20 protein-coding genes are annotated in these 23,400 nt (G+C 74.1%); 3 read left to right on the forward strand and 17 right to left on the reverse strand.

What is annotated here, in order from left to right; all coding sequences use genetic code 11:
• Positions 1 to 264: 264 nt before the first annotated feature.
• Entirely contained in the window at positions 265 to 1,791 is a 1,527-nt protein-coding gene (locus AAC134_RS18125) for a YdiU family protein (protein WP_339950535.1), read from the forward strand.
• A gap of 458 nt (positions 1,792 to 2,249) precedes the next feature.
• On the opposite strand, the gene AAC134_RS18130 is transcribed toward AAC134_RS18125, so the two are convergent.
• The 17 genes from AAC134_RS18130 to AAC134_RS18210 form a co-directional block, all read right to left on the reverse strand.
• Complete coding sequence (locus tag AAC134_RS18130; RefSeq protein ID WP_339950536.1) at positions 2,250 to 2,636, reverse strand: hypothetical protein; 387 nt, start codon at positions 2,634 to 2,636, stop codon at positions 2,250 to 2,252.
• 441 nt (positions 2,637 to 3,077) lie between these two features.
• Positions 3,078 to 4,316 carry an acetyl-CoA hydrolase/transferase C-terminal domain-containing protein gene (locus tag AAC134_RS18135; RefSeq protein ID WP_339950537.1) on the reverse strand — a complete coding sequence of 413 codons (1,239 nt, stop codon included), beginning with the start codon at positions 4,314 to 4,316 and terminating at the stop codon, positions 3,078 to 3,080.
• A gap of 214 nt (positions 4,317 to 4,530) precedes the next feature.
• Entirely contained in the window at positions 4,531 to 5,301 is a 771-nt protein-coding gene (cobM, locus tag AAC134_RS18140; RefSeq protein WP_339950538.1) for a precorrin-4 C(11)-methyltransferase, read from the reverse strand.
• The gene (cobJ, locus tag AAC134_RS18145; protein WP_339950539.1) at positions 5,298 to 7,184 is read right to left on the reverse strand and encodes a precorrin-3B C(17)-methyltransferase; all 1,887 of its coding nucleotides are present in this window, start codon (positions 7,182 to 7,184) and stop codon (positions 5,298 to 5,300) included. The genes cobM and cobJ overlap by 4 nt, the downstream gene beginning before the upstream one ends.
• 305 nt (positions 7,185 to 7,489) lie before the next feature.
• Positions 7,490 to 8,191: a precorrin-2 C(20)-methyltransferase gene (gene cobI, locus AAC134_RS18150; protein ID WP_339950540.1), complete on the reverse strand. Its 702-nt coding sequence runs from the start codon at positions 8,189 to 8,191 to the stop codon at positions 7,490 to 7,492.
• Positions 8,188 to 9,411: a precorrin-6y C5,15-methyltransferase (decarboxylating) subunit CbiE gene (gene cbiE / locus AAC134_RS18155; RefSeq protein ID WP_339950541.1), complete on the reverse strand. Its 1,224-nt coding sequence runs from the start codon at positions 9,409 to 9,411 to the stop codon at positions 8,188 to 8,190. Before cbiE ends, cobI begins: the two co-directional genes overlap by 4 nt.
• Entirely contained in the window at positions 9,408 to 11,093 is a 1,686-nt protein-coding gene (locus AAC134_RS18160) for a precorrin-8X methylmutase (RefSeq protein ID WP_339950542.1), read from the reverse strand. Before AAC134_RS18160 ends, cbiE begins: the two co-directional genes overlap by 4 nt.
• Complete coding sequence (locus AAC134_RS18165; protein ID WP_339950567.1) at positions 11,090 to 12,286, reverse strand: sirohydrochlorin chelatase; 1,197 nt, start codon at positions 12,284 to 12,286, stop codon at positions 11,090 to 11,092. Before AAC134_RS18165 ends, AAC134_RS18160 begins: the two co-directional genes overlap by 4 nt.
• A gap of 341 nt (positions 12,287 to 12,627) precedes the next feature.
• Positions 12,628 to 13,923 carry a cobyrinate a,c-diamide synthase gene (locus AAC134_RS18170; protein WP_339950543.1) on the reverse strand — a complete coding sequence of 432 codons (1,296 nt, stop codon included), beginning with the start codon at positions 13,921 to 13,923 and terminating at the stop codon, positions 12,628 to 12,630.
• 3 nt (positions 13,924 to 13,926) lie between these two features.
• Positions 13,927 to 14,283, reverse strand: a complete 357-nt coding sequence (locus tag AAC134_RS18175; protein WP_339950544.1) for a hypothetical protein — start codon at positions 14,281 to 14,283, stop codon at positions 13,927 to 13,929.
• A 10-nt stretch (positions 14,284 to 14,293) separates the two neighbouring features.
• Positions 14,294 to 14,479 carry a hypothetical protein gene (locus AAC134_RS18180; protein WP_339950545.1) on the reverse strand — a complete coding sequence of 62 codons (186 nt, stop codon included), beginning with the start codon at positions 14,477 to 14,479 and terminating at the stop codon, positions 14,294 to 14,296.
• A gap of 310 nt (positions 14,480 to 14,789) precedes the next feature.
• Complete coding sequence (locus tag AAC134_RS18185; protein WP_339950546.1) at positions 14,790 to 14,996, reverse strand: cold-shock protein; 207 nt, start codon at positions 14,994 to 14,996, stop codon at positions 14,790 to 14,792.
• A 158-nt stretch (positions 14,997 to 15,154) separates the two neighbouring features.
• Positions 15,155 to 15,955: an enoyl-CoA hydratase/isomerase family protein gene (locus AAC134_RS18190; RefSeq protein ID WP_339950547.1), complete on the reverse strand. Its 801-nt coding sequence runs from the start codon at positions 15,953 to 15,955 to the stop codon at positions 15,155 to 15,157.
• Positions 15,956 to 15,966: 11 nt separating this feature from the next.
• Entirely contained in the window at positions 15,967 to 16,752 is a 786-nt protein-coding gene (locus AAC134_RS18195) for an SDR family NAD(P)-dependent oxidoreductase (protein ID WP_339950548.1), read from the reverse strand.
• Positions 16,739 to 18,253, reverse strand: coding sequence for an NAD(P)/FAD-dependent oxidoreductase (locus AAC134_RS18200; protein ID WP_339950549.1), 1,515 nt, complete (start codon positions 18,251 to 18,253; stop codon positions 16,739 to 16,741). Before AAC134_RS18200 ends, AAC134_RS18195 begins: the two co-directional genes overlap by 14 nt.
• Before the next feature lie 78 nt (positions 18,254 to 18,331).
• Positions 18,332 to 19,990, reverse strand: coding sequence for an AMP-binding protein (locus tag AAC134_RS18205; protein WP_339950550.1), 1,659 nt, complete (start codon positions 19,988 to 19,990; stop codon positions 18,332 to 18,334).
• Between the two features lie 225 nt (positions 19,991 to 20,215).
• Entirely contained in the window at positions 20,216 to 21,610 is a 1,395-nt protein-coding gene (locus tag AAC134_RS18210) for an amidase (protein WP_339950551.1), read from the reverse strand.
• Positions 21,611 to 21,948: 338 nt separating this feature from the next.
• Here AAC134_RS18210 and AAC134_RS18215 point away from each other — a divergent pair, with 338 nt between their 5' ends.
• Positions 21,949 to 22,980 (forward strand): phosphotransferase family protein, encoded by a 1,032-nt coding sequence (locus AAC134_RS18215; RefSeq protein WP_339950552.1) that lies wholly within the window; start codon positions 21,949 to 21,951, stop codon positions 22,978 to 22,980.
• On the forward strand, positions 22,980 to 23,354 hold the full coding sequence (locus tag AAC134_RS18220; RefSeq protein WP_339950553.1) for a DUF6285 domain-containing protein: 375 nt from the start codon (positions 22,980 to 22,982) through the stop codon (positions 23,352 to 23,354). Before AAC134_RS18215 ends, AAC134_RS18220 begins: the two co-directional genes overlap by 1 nt.
• Positions 23,355 to 23,400 lie beyond the last annotated feature (46 nt).

A 23,400-nucleotide genomic window follows, 5' to 3' on the forward strand; every position in this document is an offset into this window, starting at 1 on the left:
CGGAGAACAGGCGCGGGCTTGTTCTTGGGTGAGTCAGGAGCCCGCCGGAGGCTCCCCCGCCCCCAACCTCTCCCTCCACGTTGACATATCCCCCCCGCGCCCCGACCTCTTGTCCAGACCGGCCAGCCCAGCGTGCCGCGCCCTGGTCGCGCGACCCCCAGCGTGCCGCGCCCTGGTCGCGCGACCCCCCGCGCGCCGCGCCCTAGTCGCGCGACCCCCCGCGCGCCGCGCCCTCGCAGCGCGCAACCGCCGAAAGGAGGGTCCATGACCTCGCCCGCCGACGCCCCCCTCGCCGCCGCGCCCCCGGCGCCCAGCCCCCCGCGGTTCGACAACGCCTACGCGCGCCTGCCCGAGCGGTTCTACCACCGCCAGTCCGCCGCGACCTTCCCCGAGCCGCGCCTGCTGCGCCTCAACGCCCCGCTCGCCGCCGAGCTTGGCCTCTCCGCCGACTGGCTCCGCTCCGAGGCCGGTCTCGGCCTGCTGTCGGGCCAGGACCTGCCGCCGGGGGCCGAGCCGCTGGCCATGGCCTACGCCGGCCACCAGTTCGGCGGCTGGTCCCCCCAGCTCGGCGACGGCCGCGCGCTGCTGCTGGGCGAGGTCCGCGACCCCCTCGGCGCGCGGCGCGACCTGCACCTGAAGGGCTCCGGGCCCACGCCGTTCTCGCGCGCGGGCGACGGCAAGGCCGCGCTCGGACCGGTGCTGCGCGAATACATCCTCGCCGAGGCGATGCACGCGCTGGGCGTGCCCACCACCCGCTCGCTGGCGGTGGTGGGCACCGGCGAGGCGGTGATGCGCGAGGCGCCCGCGCCCGGCGCGATCCTGGTCCGCGTCGCCCACGGCCATGTACGCGTCGGCACCTTCCAGTACTTCTACGCCCGCCAGGACCACGACGCGCTGCAGCGCCTCGCCGACCATGTGATCGCGCGCAACCACCCCCAGGCGGCGCAGGCCGAGATCCCCGCCCTCGCCCTCCTGCAGTCGGTCTGCGGCCAGCAGGCGGGCCTGATCGCGCGGTGGATGAGCCTCGGCTTCATCCACGGCGTGATGAACACCGACAACATGAGCCTCTCGGGCGAGACCATCGATTACGGCCCCTGCGCCTTCATGGAGGCCTACCACCCCGACACGGTCTATTCATCGATCGACCGGTTCGGCCGCTACGCCTATGTGAACCAGCCCGGCATCGCGCAGTGGAACCTCGCCCAGCTCGCCCAGTGCCTGCTGCCGCTGATGGCCGAGGATCCCAAGGACGCGCTGCCCGCCGCCCAGGCCGCCATCGACGCCGTCCCCGAGATCTACGCGGCCGAGCGCCTGGCCCTGTTCCGCGCCAAGCTGGGGCTCGAGACCCCGCGCGAGGAGGACGCGGCCCTGATCGACGACCTGCTGACCGGCATGGCGTCCAACCAGGTCGACTTCACGCTGGGCTTCCGCGCCCTCTCGGCGCTGCCCTCGCAGGGCGGCCCCGACACCGACGAGCCCGCCCGCGCCCTGTGGATCGACCCGACGGCCTTCGACGCCTGGGCGCCGCGCTGGCGGGCGCGCCTCGCGGCCGAGCCCCGCCCCCAGGCCGAGCGCCAGGCCGCCCAGCGCGCCGCCTCCCCGGCCTTCATCCCGCGCAACCACCAGGTCGAGAAGGCGCTGGCCGCGGCGATCAACGGTCTCGACCTCGCGCCCCTCGACCGGCTGATGGCGGTGCTCGCGGATCCGTTCGCCGACCACCCCGAGGCCGCCGACCTCGCGCTGCCCGCCACGCCCGACGAGGCGGTGACGGCGACGTTCTGCGGAACCTGACCCGGCCCGCTCCGCGGCCGGCGTCGGAAGCGCCGCGACGACGGTCGCGCGCGTTGCTCACGGCGCGCCCGCGGCGCGTTTCGGGGACCTGCGCCCGGGGCGAGCGCCTCCCGGGCGCAACCTCGGACCGCGCCGCGAGCCGAACGCCGGCGACGAACGGGACCTCCGTCGCGGCGCTCCCTCCGCGCGCCGGGGGCGCGGGTCTCTCTCGAGCGCCTCAGGAGCGGCCCCCTGCGCGCGCCCGAAGCGCTCGCCGCCCCCATGCTCCGGCGGGCGCGAACTCCACCGCGCGCCGCAGGGCGGAAACGTCGCCTCGCGCCGCCGGGTGCAAACGTCGCCTCGCGCCGCCGGGTGCAAACGTCGCCTCGCGCCGCGGGGCGCAGACGTCGCCTCGCGCCGGGGCCAAGGCCGCGCTCCCGGGCCGGCGGCGTCAGCGTCGCGGCCCGGGTCCCCCGGCCTCACTCCGCCGGGTCGGGCGCCGGGCCCACGGTCAGGAACCGCTGCCCGTCCCATTTCAGCGTCTCGAAACAGATCTGCGCCCCGGCCCCGCCGCACCAGCCGCCGTCGCGCACCAGCATCAGCACCTTGAACCCCGCAAGCTCGACCATCGACCAGCCTTCGACCTGCCATTCCCAGGCCTGCGGCCCCACCTGCACCCGCAGCGGGCACCCGCCCGACCCGCAATGGACCGAGGCCGCCCCCTCGCAGCGCAGCCTGGAGTAGTCGAGCGTCTCGCCCCGGTCGCCGGTCTCGACCCCGGGGCCGAGGTCGATCTCGCCCACCGCCCCCTCTGCCGCCGAGAAGCGCCCGCCAAGCGCCTCGCAGTCGGCCTTCGCGCGCTCCACCGCCTGCGCGACCGAGCCCGCCGCCCGCGCCTGCGGCGCCCCGGCCAGCCCGCCCGTCAGCCCGACCGCAAGCCCCGCGACCAGCGCCGCGCCCCCGACTGAGCCCCTGACTGAGCCCCTGATTGCGCGCCCGACTGCGCGCCCGACTGCGCCCCGCCAGGCTGCACTCCCTGCGATCCGCTTGCCCATCTCGTCCTCCCCGATCGGTCCCGCAAGGATGCGCCCGGGCGGCGAGCGCGGCAACCGCGACGCCGCCGGGCGGTCGCGCCCCCGGGCGCCCGTCCGGCGCCGGACCTGGGGCCTCGCGCAGAGGCCCTCGCCGCCGGGGCCGGAGCTCTCCAAAGAAGACCCCGACGGATCCAGCCGGCGCCCCGGCGCGGCAGGCGGACGTCGCGGCGGTCCGGACGCCGCGCCGGGCCAGGGCCCCGCCCCGTCCGCGCCTCACATCGTGCGGCGCATCGCGTCCCAGTCGTTGGCCAGCGCATCGCGGAACGGCGGCGCGGCGACCTCGATCAGGGCCGCGGCGCGGGCGTCGACATCCTTCCAGCGCAGGTCGGCGACGCCGAACTCGGTCACCACGATGTCCGCGTCCACCCGGGGCAGGGTGACCAGCCCGTCGGGCTCGAGCCGCAGCCGGATCCGGCTCTGCGTCCCGCGCCGCGCGGTGGCCGGCAGCGCCAGCACGCCCTTGCCGCCCTCGGACGCCCGCGCCGCCCTGGCGAAATCCCCCGCGCCCCCCTGGCCCGAGATCTGCCGGCCGCCCAGCCACTCCTGCGTGGCCTGCCCGAACAGGTCCACCGACAGCGCCGAGTTCACCGAGACGAACCGCGGGATCGCCCCGATCACGCCCGGATGGTGGGTGAACTCCACCCCCCTGAACCGGATCCGCGGATCCTCCGCCACCCGGTCGTAGAGATCGCGCGACCCGATGATCGTCCCCGTGGTGATGTTCCCGCTGAACACCCCCGCCTCCAGCAGCGGCGCGAACTCCTCGATGATAAGCCCGGCGTGGTAGCTCAGGCCCCGATGGTCGACCAGCGCCTCCATCAGCGCCGAGGCCGCCTTGCCCACGCCCACTTGCACGGTGTCGCCGGGCTCGATCAGCCCCGCGATCTGAGCGGCCACCGCCTTGAGATCCTCGGGCAGGGCGCCGGCCGAATAGCCCGGCAGCTCGGTCTGCGCCTCGGTCATCATCGCGAACCGCTCGACCGGGATCCGCGGCGCGTTCGGCGGCGCTGGCATGTTGGGGTTCACCTCGGCCACCACGGTCTTCGCCCCCCGCAGCAGCGCCTGGTCGAAGTCGCAGGCGATCCCCGCGGTCACCTGCCCGTCGACCGGCGGCGAGACCTGCATCACCGCCCCGTCGAGCCGCGCGGCGCCCGAGATCCACTTCTCCGAGTGCCAGTAGTTGATCGGCTGCAGCTTCACCCGGCCGGCTTCCCAGCCCTCGCGCAGCGCGGGGTTGATGAAGATCACCTCGGCGCTCGACTCCGGCGCCACCGCCGAGGGATCGATGTCGTTGATCCCCGGCAGCCAGATGCCGACGAACTGCAGCCCCCGCCCCCGCTCGGGGTCCTCCTCCAGCGCGCCCAGCGCGCCGCGCGGCTCGCCGCCCGCGCCGTGCAGGGCGACCCGGTCGCCGGGCTTGAACAGGGACCAGGCGTCGGCGGGGTTCTTCATCTGGGGCGTCCTCCGGAACTGCGCTTGCTTGCCGGCAGACCTACCACCGCCCCCGCCCCGCGCCAACGCGCGACGCCGAACCCCTCGCAAAGCGCCTGTTCTTGGGTGAGTCAGGAGCCCGCCGGAGGCTCCCGCCCTCAAACCCCCAGGCGCCCCCTCCCCACGCGCGCCCCGCAGCCAAGCCCGCCCGCAGGGCGCCTGCAGACCGCTCCTCTCAGCCCGCGACCTTCCGCTTGGGCCGCAACACATGCGGATGGGCCCCGTCATACAGCGCGCTGTCGCGGAACGTCTCGTTGCCCATCACCCGCCCCACGAAGATCAGCGCCGTGCGCGTCAGCTTGGCCTTGCGCACCTTCTCGCGGATATCGCCCAGCGTGCCATACAGGAACTGCTGGTCCGGCCAGCCCACCCGATAGGCGACCGCCACCGGACAGTCCTCGCCATAGTGCGGGATCAGCCGCCGCTCGATCTCGCGCAGGTTGCGGATCGAGAGATGCAGCGCCAGCGTCGCCTTCGAGCGGCCCAGCGTGTCCAGGTCCTCCCCCTCCGGCATCCCGCTCGCCTTGCCGGCGGTGCGGGTCACGATCACCGTCTGGGCGATCTCGGGCAGGGTCAGCTCCTTGCCCATCGCCGCCGCGGCGGCCGCAAACGCCGGCACGCCGGGGATCACCTGCCAGTCGATCCCCTTGGCATCGAGCCGCCGGATCTGCTCGGCGATCGCTCCGTAAAGCGAGGGGTCCCCCGAGTGCACCCGCGCCACATCCAGCCCGCTGGCATGGGCCGCCTCGATCTCGACCAGGATCTCGTCGAGCGTCATCGGCGCGGTGTCGATCACCCGCGCCCCCTCGGGCGCCCCCGCCACCACCTGCGGCGGCACGAGGGAGCCTGCATAGAGGCACACCGGGCAGCTCGCGATCAGGCGCGCGCCCTTCAGGGTGATCAGCTCCGGGTCTCCGGGCCCGGCCCCGATGAAATAGACGGTCACGAGACCTCCTCCGTGCGCGCCGCCTCGGGCGCGTCGATCCGCTTGGCGTAGCCGCGCGGCGTATAGATCCGCCAGCCCTGCGCCCCGGCCCCCGCATCCCCTGTCCGGAAGGCGCGCGAGCGCGAGGCCCCGATCAGCACCACCGTCAGCATGTCCACCTCCTCGGTCCGCAGGGTGGCGAGCGTCCGCAGCTCCAGCCGCTCCTCCGGCCGCCCCAGGCTGTGGGCCAGCAGCACCGGCGTTTCCGCGTGCCGATGCTCCAGCATGATCTCGCGACAGGCATCCAGCAGGTCCCGCCTGCGCCGCGAGACGGGGTTGTAGAGCGCCGTGACGAAATCCCCCGCCGCCGCCGCCCGCAGCCGCTTGAGCACATCCTCGCGCGGCGTCAGCAGATCCGAGAGCGACACCGCGCAAAAATCATGCCCGATCAGCGCCCCCGCCCGCGCGGACGCGGCCTGTAGCGCCGAGATCCCCGGCGCCATCACCACCTCGACCCGCCGCGCCGCGTCCGAGACGCCGCCCCGGTCCGCGGGCCGGTCCAGCAGCTCCATCACCAGCGCGCCCATCGCATAGATCCCCGCGTCGCCCGAGCAGACCAGCGCCACATCGCGCCCCTCGCCCGCGCGCTCCAGCGCATGGCGACAGCGGGCCTCCTCCTCGCCCAGCGCGAAATCCGCCCGCGGCTTGCCAGCGGCCAGCGGCCCCAGCAGGTCGATGTAGAGGTTGTAGCCCACCACCTCCTCGGCCTGGGCCACCAGGCGCGAGGCCTCGGGCGTGCGCCAGTCCGCCGCCCCCGGCCCGATCCCGACGACCGAGAGCCGGCCGCGGATGCGCCCCCCAACCCGCCCCTCTGCCGGCGCGCCCGCCTGCAGCGCCCCGGCCACCGTGGCGTTGGCGCTTTTCGCCTTGGGGATCGTCAGCGCCGCCGCCTCGCCCGCGCCCGCCAGCGCCGAGGCCTCGGCCACCCCGTGACACCCCACCTCCGCGAACACCACGTCCGAGGGATTGGCCAGCCGCGGCGTCAGCGCCTCCAGCTCGGCGGCGCCATGGAAGCGGGCCGGGACGCCCAGGTCCTCGGCCAGCGCCCGGATCGCCGCCTCGTCGGCCTTGAGGTCGATCGAGCGGACCTCGGCCACCTCGGCCGCCGCAAACCCATGGTCCGCCAGCGTCTTGCGCACCAGCCCGATCATCTCGTCGGGGGGGCAGAAACGCGCGCAGCCCACCCCCAGCACCAGACGCGCGCGCCGCCAGACCAGCGGCTCGCAGCCCTCGACCGAGAGCACCACGGGCGCATCCTCCGCCGCGGGTTCGACGCTCACCCGGGCCCCCAGCGGCGCCAGCCACGCCGCCTCGCCCGACAGGCGGGCGGCCCGCCCCGCCAGCAAGCCGGCCATCGCGGCCTTGGCCTCGGCCGGGTTCTCCAGCCGCCAGCCCTGGGGCGGCGCGTCCAGCGCCACCCCGAGGCTGACGTCTCCCGCCGTGGTGACGGCCGCCACGCCCCCCAGCGCCGCGCCCAGCGCGCGCGCCAGATCGTTGGCGCCGTGGTGCCCGCCCAGCAGCGGCACGGCGGCCGAGCCGTCCTCGGCCAGCGCCACCACCGCGGGCTCGGCCCGCTTGTCGCCCAGCATCGGCGCCAGCGCCCGCACCAGGATCCCCGCGGCCATCACGCCGACCACCGGCCGGCCCGCCGCGAACAGCGCCCGCAGCGTCTCGGCCGCCGGCGCGGCGCCAGGCCCGCAGCGCACCACGCAGGCCCCCGGATCCGCGCCCGGCGCCACGGCGACGAGCGCGCGCCGGGCCAGCGCCTCGCCCGCGTCGGTCAGCGCCACGAAGGCGGGCGCGAGAGGCGCGGAGGACGCGGAGGTCAGGGCGGTCTCGGTCATGCGGTCAGGTCCTTGCAATCGTCGTCAGGGCAGGGCGCGTCCCCGCCGGTCCGCAGGCGGCGCCGACCGCCCGCGCGCTGTGTCGAGCGGCCCGCCCCGCCCCCGCCCGCGCGAGGCCCCGGGTCAGGCCCGGGGCGCCGGCGGCGGCCGCGCAGCCCTCGCCGCCCGTTGCGGCGCCGCGTCGGCCCGAGGCCCGAGGGGCGCGCCCCCTCCCCGCCCGCGCGAAGGGTCCCGCCCGGGCGGGGCGGGGTGGGTGGGCGGGAGCCTCGCCCGGGCGGGACCCGGCCCGCCGGCCCGCGCCGAGGTCAGCCGACATGCGGATCCCTCCCCGGCACCAGGATCATCGAGAAATAGGGCGCCGCCTCGGGCGCCTCGGCCAGCGGCGCCACCACCTGCCGCCCCAGCGAGGCGTGCCCGACATACATCGCTCCCTCGCCCAGCCCCGCCGCCTCGATCGCGGCCCGCAACCGCCCCAGCCGCTTGCCGACCTTGAGGATCGCGAACGCCCCGCCGGCGGCCAGCCGCGCGGCCAGCTCGTCCTCGGGCAGGGTGCCGGGCAGCACGCTCAGCACCTCGTTCCTCGCGCACAGCGGCCGGGCCGCCGCCGCCGCCGAGGCCGCCAGCGAACTGACCCCCGGCGTGATCTCGCAGGCGAACTCCCTCGACAACCGCCCGAACAGATACATGAAGCTGCCGTAGAAGAACGGATCCCCCTCGCACAGCACCACCACGTCGAGGCCCGCCCGCAGCCGCTCCGCCAGCGCCGCCGCGGCCGCGTCATAGACGGCCTGCGCGGGAAACCGCTCGGCGCGCATCGGGATCACGATGGGGATCTCCTCGGCCCCCTCCGCGATCGCCCCCGCGGCGATCGACCTTGCAAAACTCTCGCCATGGTCGGGCGCGGGATAGGCCACCACCCGCGCCCCCGCGATCAGCCGGTGCGCGCGCAACGTCATCAGCTCGGGATCGCCCGGCCCCACGCCCACCCCATGCAGCACGCCGCTCACTTGCGCGCGCCCCACTGGGTCACCGACATCGCCGGGCGCCAGGCCAGCGGCCCGCCCTCGCCGACGGGCGAGGCGCGCTCGATCCGGATCCGGCTCAGCTCCCCCCCGAAACGGGCCGCGAGCCGCACCAGCAGCGCCTCGGACTCCAGCGTCACCGCGTTCGCCACCAGCCGCCCGCCCGGAGACAACGCCCACCACGCCGCCTCGGCCGCGGCCTCCGACAGCCCCCCGCCAAGGAACACCGCGTCCGGCGCCGGCAGCCCGGCCAGCCCCTCCGGCGCGCGGCCGTCCTTCAGCGCCAGCCCCGGCGCGCCCAGAACCTGCGCATTCGCGCTCGCCATCGCCCGGCGATCCGCCCGCGGCTCCAGCCCCACGGCCTTCGCCCCGCGGGCCGCGCGCATCCACTCGATCGCGACCGAGCCGCAGCCGCAGCCCACGTCCCACAGCATCTGCCCCGGCAACGGCGCCAGGCGGGCCAGCGTCGCCGCGCGCACCTCGCGCTTGGTCATCACCCCGTCATGCTCGAACAGCTCATCGGCCAGCCCCGGGACCGCGGGGGCCAGCGGCGCCCCGGCCTCGGCCCGGCACTCGATCGCCAGCGTGCACAGGTCGCCCGGCCGCGGGATCCGCCCCGAGCCCCAGGCCGCGGCCGGCGCCTCCTGCCAGCCTTCGCTGTCGGCATCGAGATCCCACAGCGCCCGCATCGGGCTGGACCCGAAGCCCCACCCCGCCAGCGCCGCGCCCACCTCCTGCGCGCTGTCGCCATCGGCAGCCAGCGCCAGCAGCCGCGCGCCCGGCTGCACGAAGGGCCGCAGCGCGGCGGCCGAACGCTCGGGCCCGCGGCCATGCAGGGTCAGCGTCTCGCAGCCGTTCAGCGGCCACAGCATCCGCGCCGCCGCCAGCTGGTAAGCCGAGACATGCGGATGCGCGACCGCCTCGGGAAACGCCGCCGCGATCCGCGATCCGGCCGAGCGCCACATCGGATCGCCCGAGACCAGCACCACGACCCGCCGCCCGCGATGCGCCTCCAGCCGGTTGAGCAGGTGATCGAAGGGCGAGGGCCAGGCCACCCGCTCGACGTCCAGCTCCGCCGTCAGCCTGTGATGCCGCTCGGCGCCGAAGATCACCTCGGCGCTCTCCACCGCCGCCCGCGCCGAGGGCCGCAGCCCCGCCAGCCCGTCGGCGCCGAGCCCCACGATCTGCAGCCAAAGCTCGCTCATGCGCTCTCTCCCAGCCCTGCGGCGGTCTTCGCGGGGTCGCTCCCCGCCAGCCCGTCGCCCCTCAGTCCCAGCGACAGCGCGTTCACCGCCGCCGCCGCCATCGCCGAGCCGCCCACCCGGCCCCGCAGCGCCACGAAGGGCACGCCCCGCGGATCGGCCGCCAGCGCGTCCTTCGACTCGGCCGCCCCCACGAACCCCACCGGAAACCCCAGGATCAGGGCCGGCCGCGGCGCGCCCGCATCGATCAGCTCCAGCAACCGGAACAGGGCGGTCGGCGCATTCCCGATCGCCACCACCGCGCCCCCCAGCCGCTCCGCCGCGAGGTCCATCGCGGCCGCCGAGCGCGTCGTCGCCTGCGCCCTGGCCAGCGCCGCGCAGCCCGGATGGTCCAGCGCCGAGATCACCTCGACCCCTGCGCAACGCCCCCGCCGGATCACCCCCTGGGCCACCATGCCCACGTCGCAGATCACCGGCGCGCGCGCGTCGAGCGCCGCGATCCCGGCCTCGACCGCGCCCTCCGAGAACGCCAGCCCCCGCGCGATCTCGGGCATCCCGCACGAATGCACCACCCGCAACGCCAGCTCCTGCATCGCCGGAGAGAACCCCGACAGATCGCACTCCGCCCGCGCGGTCGCAAAACTGGTGGCGTAGATCTTCGCGGGATCGCGCTCCCAACCGCCCTGCGCAACGCCGGAGGCCGGCGACCCCCGCTCCGGGCGCGCCGCCTGCGCCGCCGGCGCGGGCGCCCGCGATCCAACGGGCGCAACAGCCGTCGCGCCGGCTCCCCCGGCCGGGGGCGCGAACGCGGCCTCGGCCCCGAGACCCAGGATCCAGCCCTCCTCGCGCACCACCGCCTCGCGCGCCCCGGCCGACAGCGCCTCCGGCCCTGCGAACAGCGCTGCGAGGCGCCCCTCGCGGTCGAGCCGCGCGAAACACTCGGCCACGGCGCGCACCTGGCCCGCATCGCGCACCGGCTCGTCGGGATGCGGCGGCATCAGCGAGGGCCAGATCTCGGCGACCGCAAGCGGCGCGACCGGCGCCGCCAGCCCCGTCTCGAACGGCCACACCTGGACCCGCCCCGCAATCCGCGGATCCGCCCGCAGCCGCTCCAGCGCCGCGATCCCGGTCAGGCTCTGCCCGCCCACCGCCCCCGCGCCCGAGAGCTGCCAGGGCGAGAACGGCGCCCGCCGCCCCAGGCCCTTCGCAAACCGCTCCGCCTCCCGAAACTCCGCCAGCGCGCCGGGGGCAGGCCTGGCGGGGCGCAGGTGGTCATAGCCGCGGCCCTGCGGATGCCCCCAGAACGGCGCCCCGCGCGCGACCAGCCGGTCGGCGAGCTCGAACCGGTCGTTGGCGTTCTCCGGCCCCTCGCTCAGCCCCTCGGCCAGCGCCGCCCAGGCGGCCCGCCAGCCAGGCGCCCCGAACAGCGCCTCGGCCGCGCCCGCGGGATAGCCGAAGGCGAAGTCGAACCCGACCAGCGCCCGCCGCCCGGCCGCGAGATCGGCCGCCAGCATCGCGGCCAGCGCCTCCATCGCCTCGGCCCGCGTCGAGGGGTTGGCGAGGACCGCCGGCCCTTCGCCCTCGACCCGCCCGATCCAGATCGAGTCCTTGCCCCGCACGGGTCTCCCCGCGGCCGACCAGTCGACCGCGACATGGACGTCGAACAGCGGGGCGGCTGCGCTCAAGACCGGTCCTTCAGGTGCTTGCGCACGCTCTCGGGCCCCAGGGGATGGTCGGCGTGGGGATAGGGGGGGTGATGATGGTCGTGCCCGTGGCCGTGGGAATGCCCGTGCCCATGGTCGTGCCCGTGATCGTGGCTGTGGTCATGCCCATGCCCATGCCCATGCCCATGCCCATGGTCATGCCCGTGGGCGTGATCGTGCCCGTGGTCATGCGAATGCCCATGGTCGTGCCCGTGCCCGTGCCCATGCCCGTGATCCATGTCCAGCCGGCACGCCCCCGTGCAGAAGTCGTCGCACAGCCTGCAGTCGGCCACGTTCGAGCCGGGCGCCTGCGCCCCCTGGCCCTCGACATGGTGGTGGTGGCTCTCCTGGGGGGCGCCGACCTCGGCCTCGAAGCCCAGCACCTGCGCGCGATACTTGCACATCCCGCAGTTCATCGCGGGCGGGCCGTCGAGGATCTCGGTCACCCGCTCGGCGAAGGTCGCCAGCACCTGGGGATGGGCGTCCAGGTAGCCCGCCTTCACGAAGCGAATCTCGGGATGCGCCTTGGCGACCATGTCCGCGAAGCCGTAGATCCGGTCGATCAGCACGCCGGTGAACAGGAAATACGGGAACACCACCACCCGCCGGTATCCCAGCTTCGCCGCATGCTCCAGCGCCGGCTCGACCAGCGGGAAGGTCACGCCCGAATAGCCGACCTCGCACCAGCCAAAGCCCATCCCCTCCCACAACAGCCGCGCCACCTTCGAGACGTTGCCGTTCGCGTCGGGGTCCGAGGCCCCCCGCCCGATCACCACCAGCAGCGTGTCATGCCGCGCCACCGGGCCGTCCTCGGCGTCGGCCTGCGCGCAGGCCGCCTCGATCCGCTCGGCGGCGGCGCGGATCATCTTGGGGTCCACCCCCAGCTCGCGCCCGTAATCCACCCGGATCCCGTGGTCGCGCGCATAGGTGTTGAGCACCGTGGGAATGTCGTTCTTGGCGTGCATCGCGGCGAACAGCATGCCGGGCGCGGCCAGGATCCGCGTGCAGCCCTTCGCGCGCAGCCGGTCCAGCCCGTCGCGCAGCACGGGGTTGGCGAACTCGAGATACCCGTGCTCGACCTCCCACTCCGGGGGCAGCAGCGCGGGCAGCTTCTCGGCCAGCGTCGCGAACTCGTCCACCGCGGCCTGGCTGCGCGAGCCATGCCCGCAGAGCATCACGCCGATCTTCTCGGCGGCGCCGCCCGCGGTCGTCTCCGCGGCCCCTGCGAGGCCCCTGAGATCGGGAGCGTCCTGGGTGGGGATCTGGGTCATCGCGCGTCCTTCCCGCCTGCCTGGGCTCGACGCGCGCAAGACCGGAGGGAACGGCGCCCGCGGCGCCTCCCCGTCCCGACGACGGCCCCCCTCGCCCCCGGGATGGGTCAGCGGGTCGGAGCCTTCCGGTCAGCCTCGCGGCGTCGTCTGAGCGGGGTGGTAGCAGCGCGGCCGGGCTGCGGCAAGCGCGCCGCCGACGCTCCGCGCCCCGCCCGCGACGCCCCGGGGCGCGGGCGGGCCCCCGCTCACTCCGGCGCGATCAGATGCGCGTAGCTCCCCATCACCCGCCCGCGCCGCAGCCCCATCGGGGCCAGCGCCTCGCCGGCGGCGTCGGCGGCCTCGAACAGCCGTTCGGCCGCGCCCTCCTCGAGGATGGTCGCATAGTGGAACTCGTGCCCCCGCAGCGGCCCCGACCACAGCGCCCCCTCCCGAGGCGCCAGCCGCCGATATCCCAGCGTCATCTTGCGCGCGGCGAACGAGGTCGTCACCGGCAGCAGCCCCGCCATGGCATGCGCGCGCCCCTCGGCATCCACCAGCGCCTCTCCCAGCGCCATGAACCCCCCGCATTCGCCATAGACCGCGGCCCCCCGCGCGGCGGCCGCCCGCACCCCGTCGAGGAACCGCGCCGCGCCCGCCAGCCGCCCGGCATGCAGCTCGGGATAGCCGCCGGGCAGGAACACCGCGTCCGCCTCCGGGTCGGGCGCCTCGTCGGCGAGCGGCGAGAACGCGCTCAGTTCGGCCCCCTGCGCGCGCCAGTCCGCCATCAGGTGGGGGTAGGCGAAGGCGAAGGCCGCGTCCCGCGCCACCGCCACCCTCTGCCCCGGAGGCGCCAGCCGGCCCGCCGCGCCCCCCTCCGCCCTCAACGGCCGCGCCGCCGCCAGGATCGCGTCGAGGTCGAGATGCGCCTCCGCCGCGCGGGCCGCCTGCGCCACGAAGGCCTCCAGCTCGGGATGCTCCTGCGCCTGCACCAGCCCGAGGTGGCGCGAGGGCAGGGCCAGCGCCGCGATCCGGGGCAGGGCGCCGAGGCACGCGAACCCCGCCGCCTCCAGCGCCCGCGCCGCCGCCCGCGCGTGGCGGGGCGAGCCCACCCGGTTCAGCGCCACGCCCGCCACCTCGAGATCCGGCCTCAGCGCCCGCAGCCCCGCGGGGGCGAGCGCGGCCGAGCCCGCCATCCGCGCCGCGTCCACGACCATGACCACCGGCGCCCCGAGCGCCGCGGCGAGGTCGGCGGCCGAGCCCTCCCCCTCCGGCGGCGCCCCGTCGAGCGCCCCCATGGCGCCCTCGACGATCATCAGCTCGGCGCCCTGCGCGGCCTCCGCCGCCCGCGCCCTCAGCGCCTGCGGCGTCATCGCCCAGGCGTCGAGGTTCCCCGACTCCCGCCCGCAGGCCGCCTGATGGAATCGCGGATCGATATAGTCCGGCCCCGACTTCGCCCCCACGACCGCGACCCCCCGGTCCCGGAAGGCCCGCAGCAGCCCCAGCGTCAGCAGGGTCTTGCCCGAACCGGAGGCGGGGGCGGCGAGGAGGAGGGCCCGCGTCATCGCTCAGCCCCGCCGCAGCCGCAGCCGGAACCCGGCCGCCAGCCCGTCGAACGCCGGCTCGCCCGAGGCGACAGCCGCCCCACGGTCGTCCGCCGGCCCGTCGTCGACCTCAAGGAGATCGCCGCTGCGAGCGATCGGGACCTCGACCGGCAGCCACGCCATGCGCTTGTTTCCATTCGCGAAGCCGTGCTTTCCCATCATGCTTTCCAGCCAGGCCGCAGCCTTGCGCCAGCTCGGACGATGATAGCCGGAGCAAGCTCGAGCGGGGGCAGATTCGAGGGCGAGCAGGTGGGTCACGCCATCGCGCCCGCCCCAGGTCAGCGCCTCGTCACGGGCGGCGATCGCCTCGGCAAGCGTCACTCTGCCGTGGCTAGCGATCCGCCAGCCGCCTCAGCGCCTCCTGCCGTCGGACCGAGGCGGCGCGCACCGCCTCCTCGCTTCGCGGCGCGGCCGTCTCGACGCCCTTCTCGGTGCGCACGGAGACGACGCGACCGTCATCGGCTTCGCGGCGGATCGAGCCGCCGGCCACGGTTTTTTCGACGGCAGGTCTGGGCATATCGGCGATCAATCTTTGCGGGTGCGCGCAAAATGATCGCAGCGCTCACCCATTGCAAGCGAGCAGGCCGTCGATGTGGTTTCCAGCCCGGGATCGACCAGCCTTGGGCAGAGCGCGCTGAATTGGGTCGCCGCGCCCCTCGCAGCGCCAGTGACCGCCCGACCCGATGTCACGCATCCCGATGCCAGCGGTGGCGGAGCAACCTGGATTTCGGCGCTCGATCCACCGCCCCCTGACACAACCGAAAACCCCCGCAGCTTTCGCTGCGGGGGTTCCCTGATCTCTCCGCCTGGGCCCGAAGGCCCGGGGATCAGATGTAGCTGAGGTTCTCGGCGGAGCTGCGGCCGTCGCGGCCGGACTGCTCCTCGTAGCGCACCTTCTGCCCGTCGGCGGGGGCCGCGAGGCCCGCACGCTCGACCGCAGAGATGTGCAGGAAGATGTCGCGCCCGCCGTCATCCGGCTGGATGAAACCGAAGCCCTTGGTGGAATTGAACCATTTCACGGTGCCGTTGGCCATGTCATATCTCCTGGTTTGGTCGGCGCGCGCAGTAGGCCGCGCCCTGGCAAGTCGGTCAGAACAAGATAACCGGCAGCCTTGGGAGACAGACGATAGTCAAGCTTCAAGCGATAGCCATGGTTTTATGCACCCCCGAACCCGGGAGCGCAAGCCCTTTTTCACCCCGCAGCCCAGCTCGGCGGTCTTTTCTCCAGAAACGCCCGACGCCCCTCGGCGAAATCCTCCGAGCGCGCGCACAGCGTCTGGTTGCGGTTCTCGATGGCCATCGCCGCCTCGAGGCTCGCCGCGTCCACCGCCATCGTCAGCCCCTCCTTGGTCAGCCGCAGGCCTGTGGGCGAGGCGTAGAGCATCTCGTCCACATAGGGCTGGGCCGCGGCCTCCAGTTCAGCGTCCGGAACCACCTCCGAAACGAGCCCCGTGGCCAGCGCCCGGGGCGCGTGGATGAACCGTCCCGTCAGCATCAGCTCGGCCGCGACCGAGCCCCCGACCAGCCGGGGCAGGAAGTAGCTGACCCCCATGTCGCAGCTCGACAGGCCGATCTTGATGAAGGCGCAGTTCATCCTGGCGCTCTCGCCCGCGATGCGGATGTCGGAGGCGAGCGCGAAGGCGAAGCCGCCCCCGCAGGCCGGCCCCTGGATCAGCGACACGATCGGCTGCGGGCAGCGGCGCATCTTGATGTAGACCTCGGCGAGGAACCCCTGGAAGTCCCAGCCGCCGCCGAACGGCACCCCCTCGTTGCCGCGCCGGTCGCGCTCCTTGATGTCGAGCCCGGCGCAGAAGGCCCGCCCCGCCCCGCGCATCACCACCACGCGGGTGTCGGGGTCGTTGCGCAGGGCGCCGAAGTAGTGGTCGAGCTCCTGCACCATCGCCACGTTGATGGTGTTCAGCGCCTCGGGCCGGTTCAGGGTCAGCCAGTCGCAGGCGCCGCGTTTCTCGACGGTGATCGCGGTGTAGTCCATCGGTCTCTCCCTCAGCGCCCGGCCTGCACGTCGTCCACCCGCACCACCGTCCCGGTCACGAAGTCCGAGGCCGGCGCGCACAGGAACAGCAGCGTGGAATCGAGCTGCGCGGGATCGCCCAGCCGCTTGCGGGGATACCCCTGGGTGATGTCGCCCATCCGCTCCAGCATCCCGTCCATCATCTCCGAGGCGAAGGCCCCCGGCGCGATGGCGTTGACGTTGATCCCGTAGCGCGCCCACTCGGTCGCCAGCGCCTCGGTCATCCGGGCCACCGCGGTCTTGGAGACGGCATAGAGCGCCGCCCCCTCGCCGCGATACTTGAAGGCGGCGGCCGAGGAGATGTTGACGATCCGCCCGCCGGGCCGCTCCAGCGCGATCAGGCGCCGCGCGACGGCGCAGGACAGCAGCCACGGCGCGCGCACGTTGATCGCGAGCAGCCGGTCCACCAGCTCGAGCGGCATCTTGTGGGCGCGCATCGCGTCGGGGATGCCGGCGTTGTTGACCAGGATGTCGACGGGGCCCAGCGCCGCCTCGACCTCGCCGACCACCGCCTCGATCCGGTCGGCGTCGGTGACGTCGAGCGCGAAGGCCGCGGCCTGACCGCCGGCGCCCCGGATCTCCTCGGCCAGCGCCTCCAGCCGGTCGGCGCGGCGCGCGGCCAGCGCCACCTTCGCCCCCTGCGAGGCCAGAACCTTGGCAAAGCGCAGCCCCAGCCCCGAGGAGGCGCCGGTGACAAGCGCCACCTTGCCCGTCAGGTCGGTCGAGGCGTTCGGCAGCGGATACTCAGCGATAGACAAGCGTTCCATCCTCCAGGTCGGCGGCGGGCAGGGACTCCCGCTCTGTGTAGTAGTCCTGGGTGTTCACCCAGGGGCCCCGATCGCCCTGCCGGGGCATCAGCGCATGACCGCGCATGATGTAGCCGGCGTTGAAATTCTCGGGGTCGATCCAGGGACGCGGCTCCATCTGCCGGTCCTCCTCGCGCAGGGTCGGGGTGACCGCCCGCGCGCCCTTCGCATCCATGTGCCCCAGCAGCCGCGAGACGAACGCCGCCACCAGGTCCGCGCGCATCGTCCACGAGGTGCGCAGGTAGCCGAACGTCCAGGCGAGGTTCGGCAGCCCGGTGATCATGATCCCGTGGTGCAGCCACTGCTCGGGCAGGTGCACGCCCTTGCCGTCGACGGCAAAGCGCACGCCCCCCAGCGGCAGCAGGTTGAAGCCGGTGGCGGTGACGATCACGTCGGCCTCCAGCAGCGCGCCGTTGTCGAGCCGCAGGCCGCCCGCCTCGAACCGCTCGATCCCCGCGGTGACCACCTCGGCCTCGCCCCGGCGGATCGCCTGGAACAGGTCCCCGTCCGGGATCAGCGCCAACCGCTGGCGCCAGGGGCGGTAGGAGGGGCGGAAGTCCCGCTCCAGCGGATAGTCGGCGCCGAGATAGGCGCGCGCGGCCCCCAGCAGCTCGTCGCCCAGCGCCTCGGGCTCCTCGAAGCTGCGGCGGATGATATCCTCCTGCATCTTCAGGACCTTGCGGCGCATGATGTCGTGATACTGGTCGTCGGGCAGGCCCAGGCTCGCCAGCGTCACCTGGAACTCGTCATGGGTCGGCCGCGGCGCGAACCAGGTCGGCGAGCGCTGCAGCATCGTGGCCTTGGCGCATTTCCCCGCGATCGCGGGGATCAGCGTGGCGGCCGTCGCGCCCGAGCCGACCACCACGACCTGCTTCCCCTCCAGGTCCTGATCCTCGGGCCAGGTCTGGGGGTGCAGGATCTCGCCCCTGAAGTCGTCCATGCCGGGCCACTCGGGCGTATAGCCCTCGCGATGCTCGTAATAGCCCTGGCACATCCACAGGAAGTTGCAGGCGACGCGCAGCTCCTCCCCGTCGGCCAGCCGACGCAGCCGCAGCGTCCAGCGCGCCTCCTTCGAGGACCAGTCGGCCGAGATCACCTCATGCCCGTAGCGCACCCGCCGGTGCAGGTCCTGCTCGGCCATCGCCTCGTCGAGATAGTCGAGGATCAGCTGCGCCTCGGCGATCGCCTTCTTCTTCCACGGCTTCCACGAGAACCCGAACGTGTGCAGGTCGCTGTCCGAGCGGATCCCCGGATAGCGATGCGTCCGCCAGGTGCCGCCGAACCGGTCCTGCCGCTCGATCATCGCAAAGCTGCGCTCGGGGTGGTCCTGCTGCAGGTGATAGGCGGCGTCGATGCCCGAGATCCCGGCCCCGACGATCAGCACGTCGAAAAAGGCGCCGTCCTCGAAGCTGCGCGCCTGCGCGGCCTCCATCGGGCTGGATGCGATGTTCATGAGGGGTCCTCCCTTGCCCCCGCGCGCCTTCTCTCGGGCACGGCGGGGAGGCGTTGCATTGCGCGGGCGGCCGGGCGCTCAGCCGGCCGCCTCGGTCTCCCGGGCCATCTCGGCCAGCCGCTCGCGCAGCTTGGCCTTGTGGACCTTCTCGAGGGTCGAGCGGGGCATCTCGTCCACGATATGCACCGCGTGGGGAACCTTGAAGTCCGCCAGTTTCGACCGGCATTCGGCGATCACCGCATCGGGCAGGGCCGCGCGCGCCTGCGCGTCCAGCCCGGGCGCGGGGATCACGAAGGCCACCGGCGCCTCGTCGAGCATCGGGTGCTTCATCGCCACGATCGCGCCCTCGTAGATGCCCGGCACCAGCGCGATCACCCGCTCGATCTCGGAGGCCGCGACATTCTCGCCCCCCACCTTCAGCATGTCCTTGTCGCGGTCGGCGAAGGTGATCCAGCCGTCCTCGCCCAAGGTCACCCGGTCGCCGGTGACGAACCAGCCGTCCTCGACAAAGCTGCTCTCGGTCGCCTCGCGATTGCCAAGGTACTCCAGGAACATCTGGATCCCCTGCCAGCCGCGGCACTGCAGATGCCCGGTCTCGCCCGGGCTCACCATCCGCCCCTGGTCGTCCAGGATCCGGATGTCGTAGCCCGGCCCCGGCCGTCCGGTCGTCATCGGCTTGTTGGCCTGCCTCCAGTCGCCCACGATCCCGTGGGAGATCGTCTCGGTCATCCCCCACCAGCCGATCGAGCGGACCCCGAACAGCTGATCGAACGGCGTCTCGTTCGCCGCCATCCCGAACATGCGGATCGAGTGCGCCGGGATCTCCCGCTGCTGCAAAGCCTTGAGGAAGAACGGGATCATCGAGCACCAGGTGACCCCGTTGCGCGTGACCACGTCCCAGAAGCGCGAGGCCGAGAACTTCGGCATCAGCACCACCGTGCCCCCGGCCCACATGCTCGACAGGATCGAGTAGCTGCGCGCATTGGTGTGGAACGTCGGCATCATCACCAGCTGCACGTCGTCCGCGCTCAGCCCCTCGTTGAACGAGCAGCAGCGCCCGCCCCACAGCGCGTTGCCATGGGTCCACAGCACGCCCTTGGGCCGCGAGGTCGTCCCCGAGGTGTACTGCACGGACCCCAGCCGCCACGGATCGGGCGCCAGCCCCGGCAGCGTCGCCGGATCGCCCATCAGCCCCGAGAACGCGGCCTCGCCCTGCGGCTTCAGCGCCCCCTCGGCCGGGGCGCCGCCGACCAGGGTCTCGGTCACCGCCACCCAGCGCAGATGGCGGCAGGCGCCCGCGACCCGCTCGGCCAGCTCGGGCTGGGTGATCGCGGCGACCGCGTTCGAGTTGTCGGCGAAATACTCCAGCTCGTCGGCCGAGGAGCGGGTGTTGGTCGTCACCACGATCGCCCCGATGCGCTGGCAGGCGAACCAGGCGAGCTCCATCTCCGGCGAGTTGTCGAGGTGGACGATCACCGCCTCGCCGGCCTTCACCCCGCGCGCATGCAGCCCGGCGGCCAGCCGCAGCACGTCGCGGCGGAACTCGGCGTAGGTCCAGACGCGGCGCGGGGCGTCGAACGGCTCCCACACCAGGAACGGGTGGTCGCCGCGGGACTCCGCGCGGTAGTCCAGCAGCCAGTTGACGTCACGTCCTGCGAACGGATTGATGATCTGGGCGCGCGCATCGCGCGAGGCGGTTGGCATGGCGATCTCCTCCCGGCCCGGCGAGTCGTTCATGGCCTCTCTGAGCCGTCCCGGGTCCATATTAACCGCATGGTTGAACGTTCGCGCGCCGCGACGCAAGCCGGGAGGCGGGGGCGCGCGGGGCGACGCGACGTCGCTTCCCTGCCGGCCGGTCGACAAATGCGCGGCCTGGCTGGAGAATCGCCCCGTTCCGGCACAGAATAAATCAGTCGAAATGATTTAACCGCCGGGCGCCCAGGGCGCCCGGCGGGCGTTGACTCACCCGTTCGCGAACGGATCCACGGGCCGGATCGGCGGGTGCGCCGCCTCGATGATCGCGCCGGCGTCGAGCAGCAGGTCCTCGCGGAACCGCGGCCCCAGCAACTGCACCCCCATCGGCTTGCCCGGCGTCCCCGTCGCCACGCTCAGCGCCGGCAGCCCCAGCGCCGGCAGCCCGACCTGGAGCATCTGGGCGGCGTAGATCCGGTCGAAATCCGCCTCGCTCGCGACGTCGGAGTTGTTGGCGAAGGGCGCCTCGCCCGAGACCGGCAGCAGCACGATCGGCCATTCGGCCAGGAACAGCTGCCACTCGCGCAGCAGGCCCAGGCGGCGCTGCAGGGCGGCCATGGCGTCGGCGTTCGGACCCGCGATCCGCATCATCTGCTGGGCGACGAAGATCGAGTCGGGATCGCCCTCGGCGGCCAGTTTCGGCCCGCCGGCAACGCCGAAATCGGCCATCCACAGCTCGATGTTCAGCCGCGCGGCCTCGCGCAGCGGGGGCAGGGGGACCTCCTCGACCTCGACGCCCGCCTCGGCCAGGGCGGCGGCGGCCGAGACCACGGCGGCCTGCACCTCGGGCGCGACCTCCATCCCGTCGGGCGCCACGGCGAGCGCGGCCCGACGCGGGACCGGCGGCCCGTCGAGCGGAACCGGCATGTGCCAGGGGTCGCGCAGGTCGGGCCCCGCCATCGCCGCCAGCGCCACCCGCAGGTCGGCGATCGAGCGCGCCAGCGGGCCCGAGACCGCGGTCAGCTGCGCCCCCATGGTCCGGTCGGCGCCCGAGAGATTGGCCGCCGCCACCCGTCCCGTGGTCGGGCGCAGCCCGTGCACGTTGTTGACATAGGCCGGATATCGGATCGAGCCGGCGATGTCGGTGCCATGCGCCAGCGCCCCGATCCCCGCGGCCACCGCCGAGCCCGCGCCCCCCGACGACCCCCCCGGCGTGATCGAGGCGTCATGGGGGTTCAGCGTTTGCCCGTGCAGCGAGTTGCGGCAGAACCAGCGCAGCGAGAAGGCCGGCGTGTTGGTCCGCCCGATCACCACCGCGCCCGCCCGGCGCAGGTTGCTCACCACCGGGCTGTCCTGCGGCGCCGTCAGATCCGCCTGCGTTCTCAACCCGTTGGTGGTCGCCCGCCCGGCGTAGTCGATGTTGATCTTCACCGTCGCGGGCACGCCCGCGAGCGGCCCCACAGGCTCCCCGCGCGCGATCGCGGCGTCGAGCGCGTCGGCCTCGGCCAGCGCCGCCTCGGCGGTCTCGTCCACCACCGCGTTCAGCTCCGGGTTCACCGCCTGCATCCGCGCGATCGCGGCCTCGCATTCCTCGCGCGCCGAGGTGTCGCGCGAGCGCACCCGCGCCGCGATCGTGGTCGCGCAGGCCTGCCAAAGCTCCGTCATGTCCGCTCGTCCCCTCTGCTCTGCCCGGTCCGGCGCGGGCCCGGGACACCGTCCGCCCGAGGGCTGCGAAGGTCAATCGGTCTGGCGGCTCGCAGAGCCCCGCAGACATGCGGCGAACCGCTCCGTCCGGCGGTCCCCGCAGGGCTCCCGGCCCGCGCCGCGGGCGCTGCGAACCGGGTTTACGGCGCCTGATTAATTGGTTAGTTAAGTCGTCGCCCAACTCCGTGACGAGCTGGGAAAAGAACCACGAACAGGGGCGTCCAGCCCCGGACATTCGGGAGGAGATTCATGGCCGTTTCGGCGACCAGACGCGCGCGGACCTCCGCGCGGGGGCAGCGGTGAGCGCCGCGACCGGCGCGACCGGCGCAGCCCCGGCCGAGACCTCGCCGGAGGTTGCGCTGGCCGAGGCGCTTTCGCGCCTCGCGCCCCGCTTCGCCGAGGGCGGGACGGGCGTCGCGGACCTCGTCCGCCTGTCCGGCGGCGCCAGCCAGGAGACCTGGGCCTTTCGCCTGACCGGCCCCCAGCCCCGCGACCTGATCCTGCGCCGGCGCCCCGACCAGGCCCGCCCGGGCAAGGAGGACCTGCCGCTGGCCACCGAGGCGGCGATGATCCGCCTCGCCGCCGCCCGCGGCGTCCCCGAGCCGCGCATCCTGCACGTGCTGTCCCCAGAGGAAGGCGCGGGCGAGGGCTTCGTGATGACCCGGGTCGAGGGCGAGACCATCGGTCCGAAGATCCTGAAGGCCCCCGCGCTCGAGACCGCGCGCGAGAAGTTCGCCGCCCAGTGCGGCGGCATCCTCGCCGCGATCCACGCCATCGAGCCCGGCGACATCGCGCTCGAGACCCGCACCGCGCAGAGCGTCCTGCAGAAGATGATCGACGACCACCGCGAGTTCGGCCAGGACCGCCCGGTGTTCGAGCTGGCCCTGCGCTGGCTGGGCCAGAACCTGCCTGAGACGCCGCCGCTGCGCCTGTGCCACGGCGATTTCCGGCTGGGCAACCTGATGATGGACGAGACCGGCGTGAACGCCGTGCTCGACTGGGAGGGCTGCCACATCGGCGACCCGCACGCCGATCTCGCGTGGCTGTGCGTGGGCTCCTGGCGCTTCGGGGGCGAACAGCCGGTGGGCGGCATGGGCCCGCGCGAGGAGCTGTGGGAGGCCTACGAGGCCGCCGGCGGCGGCTGGGTCGACCGTCACGCCGCCCGCTGGTGGGAAGTCGCGGGCAACCTGCGCTGGGGCGTGATCATCGAGTGGATGGGCGGCTGGATCCGCGCCGGCGCCGACCCGTCCGTCGAGCGTCACGTGATCGCGCGCCGCGCCTCAGAGATCGAGCTTCTGCTGCTCGCCGACCTGACCGGGAGGGAGATCTGATGCGCGAGTATCCCGCCGCCGAGGACCTGCTGGGCGCCGTCGCCCGGTTCCTCAAGGAAGAGGCCGCCCCCAACCTGCCGCCGCGCGAAAGCTTCGACGCCCGCGTCGCGGCCAACGCGGTCGAGATGGTGCGCCGCCAGATCATGGCGGGCGCCGAACGCGAGGCCGAGCGCGAGCGCCTGGCCGAGCTGCTGGGCCGCGACGGCGGTCTCGACGAACTTACGGCCGACCTGGCCGCCAAGGTTCGCGAGGGGGAGATGGATCTGACCACTCCCGGACTCGCGGACCATCTGTGGCGCACCGCAATCGACAAGCTGGCTGTAGACCAGCCGCGGTTCGCCCCCTACCGCCGCGCCCGCGCGGCAGAGGCCTGAAACCGGCCGCGCCCGCGCGGCGGAGGCCTGACCCCCGGAGGAGACG

Origin of the sequence: uncultured Albimonas sp., assembly GCF_963977235.1 — a bacterium.
Classification (GTDB): Bacteria; Pseudomonadota; Alphaproteobacteria; order Rhodobacterales; family Rhodobacteraceae; genus Albimonas.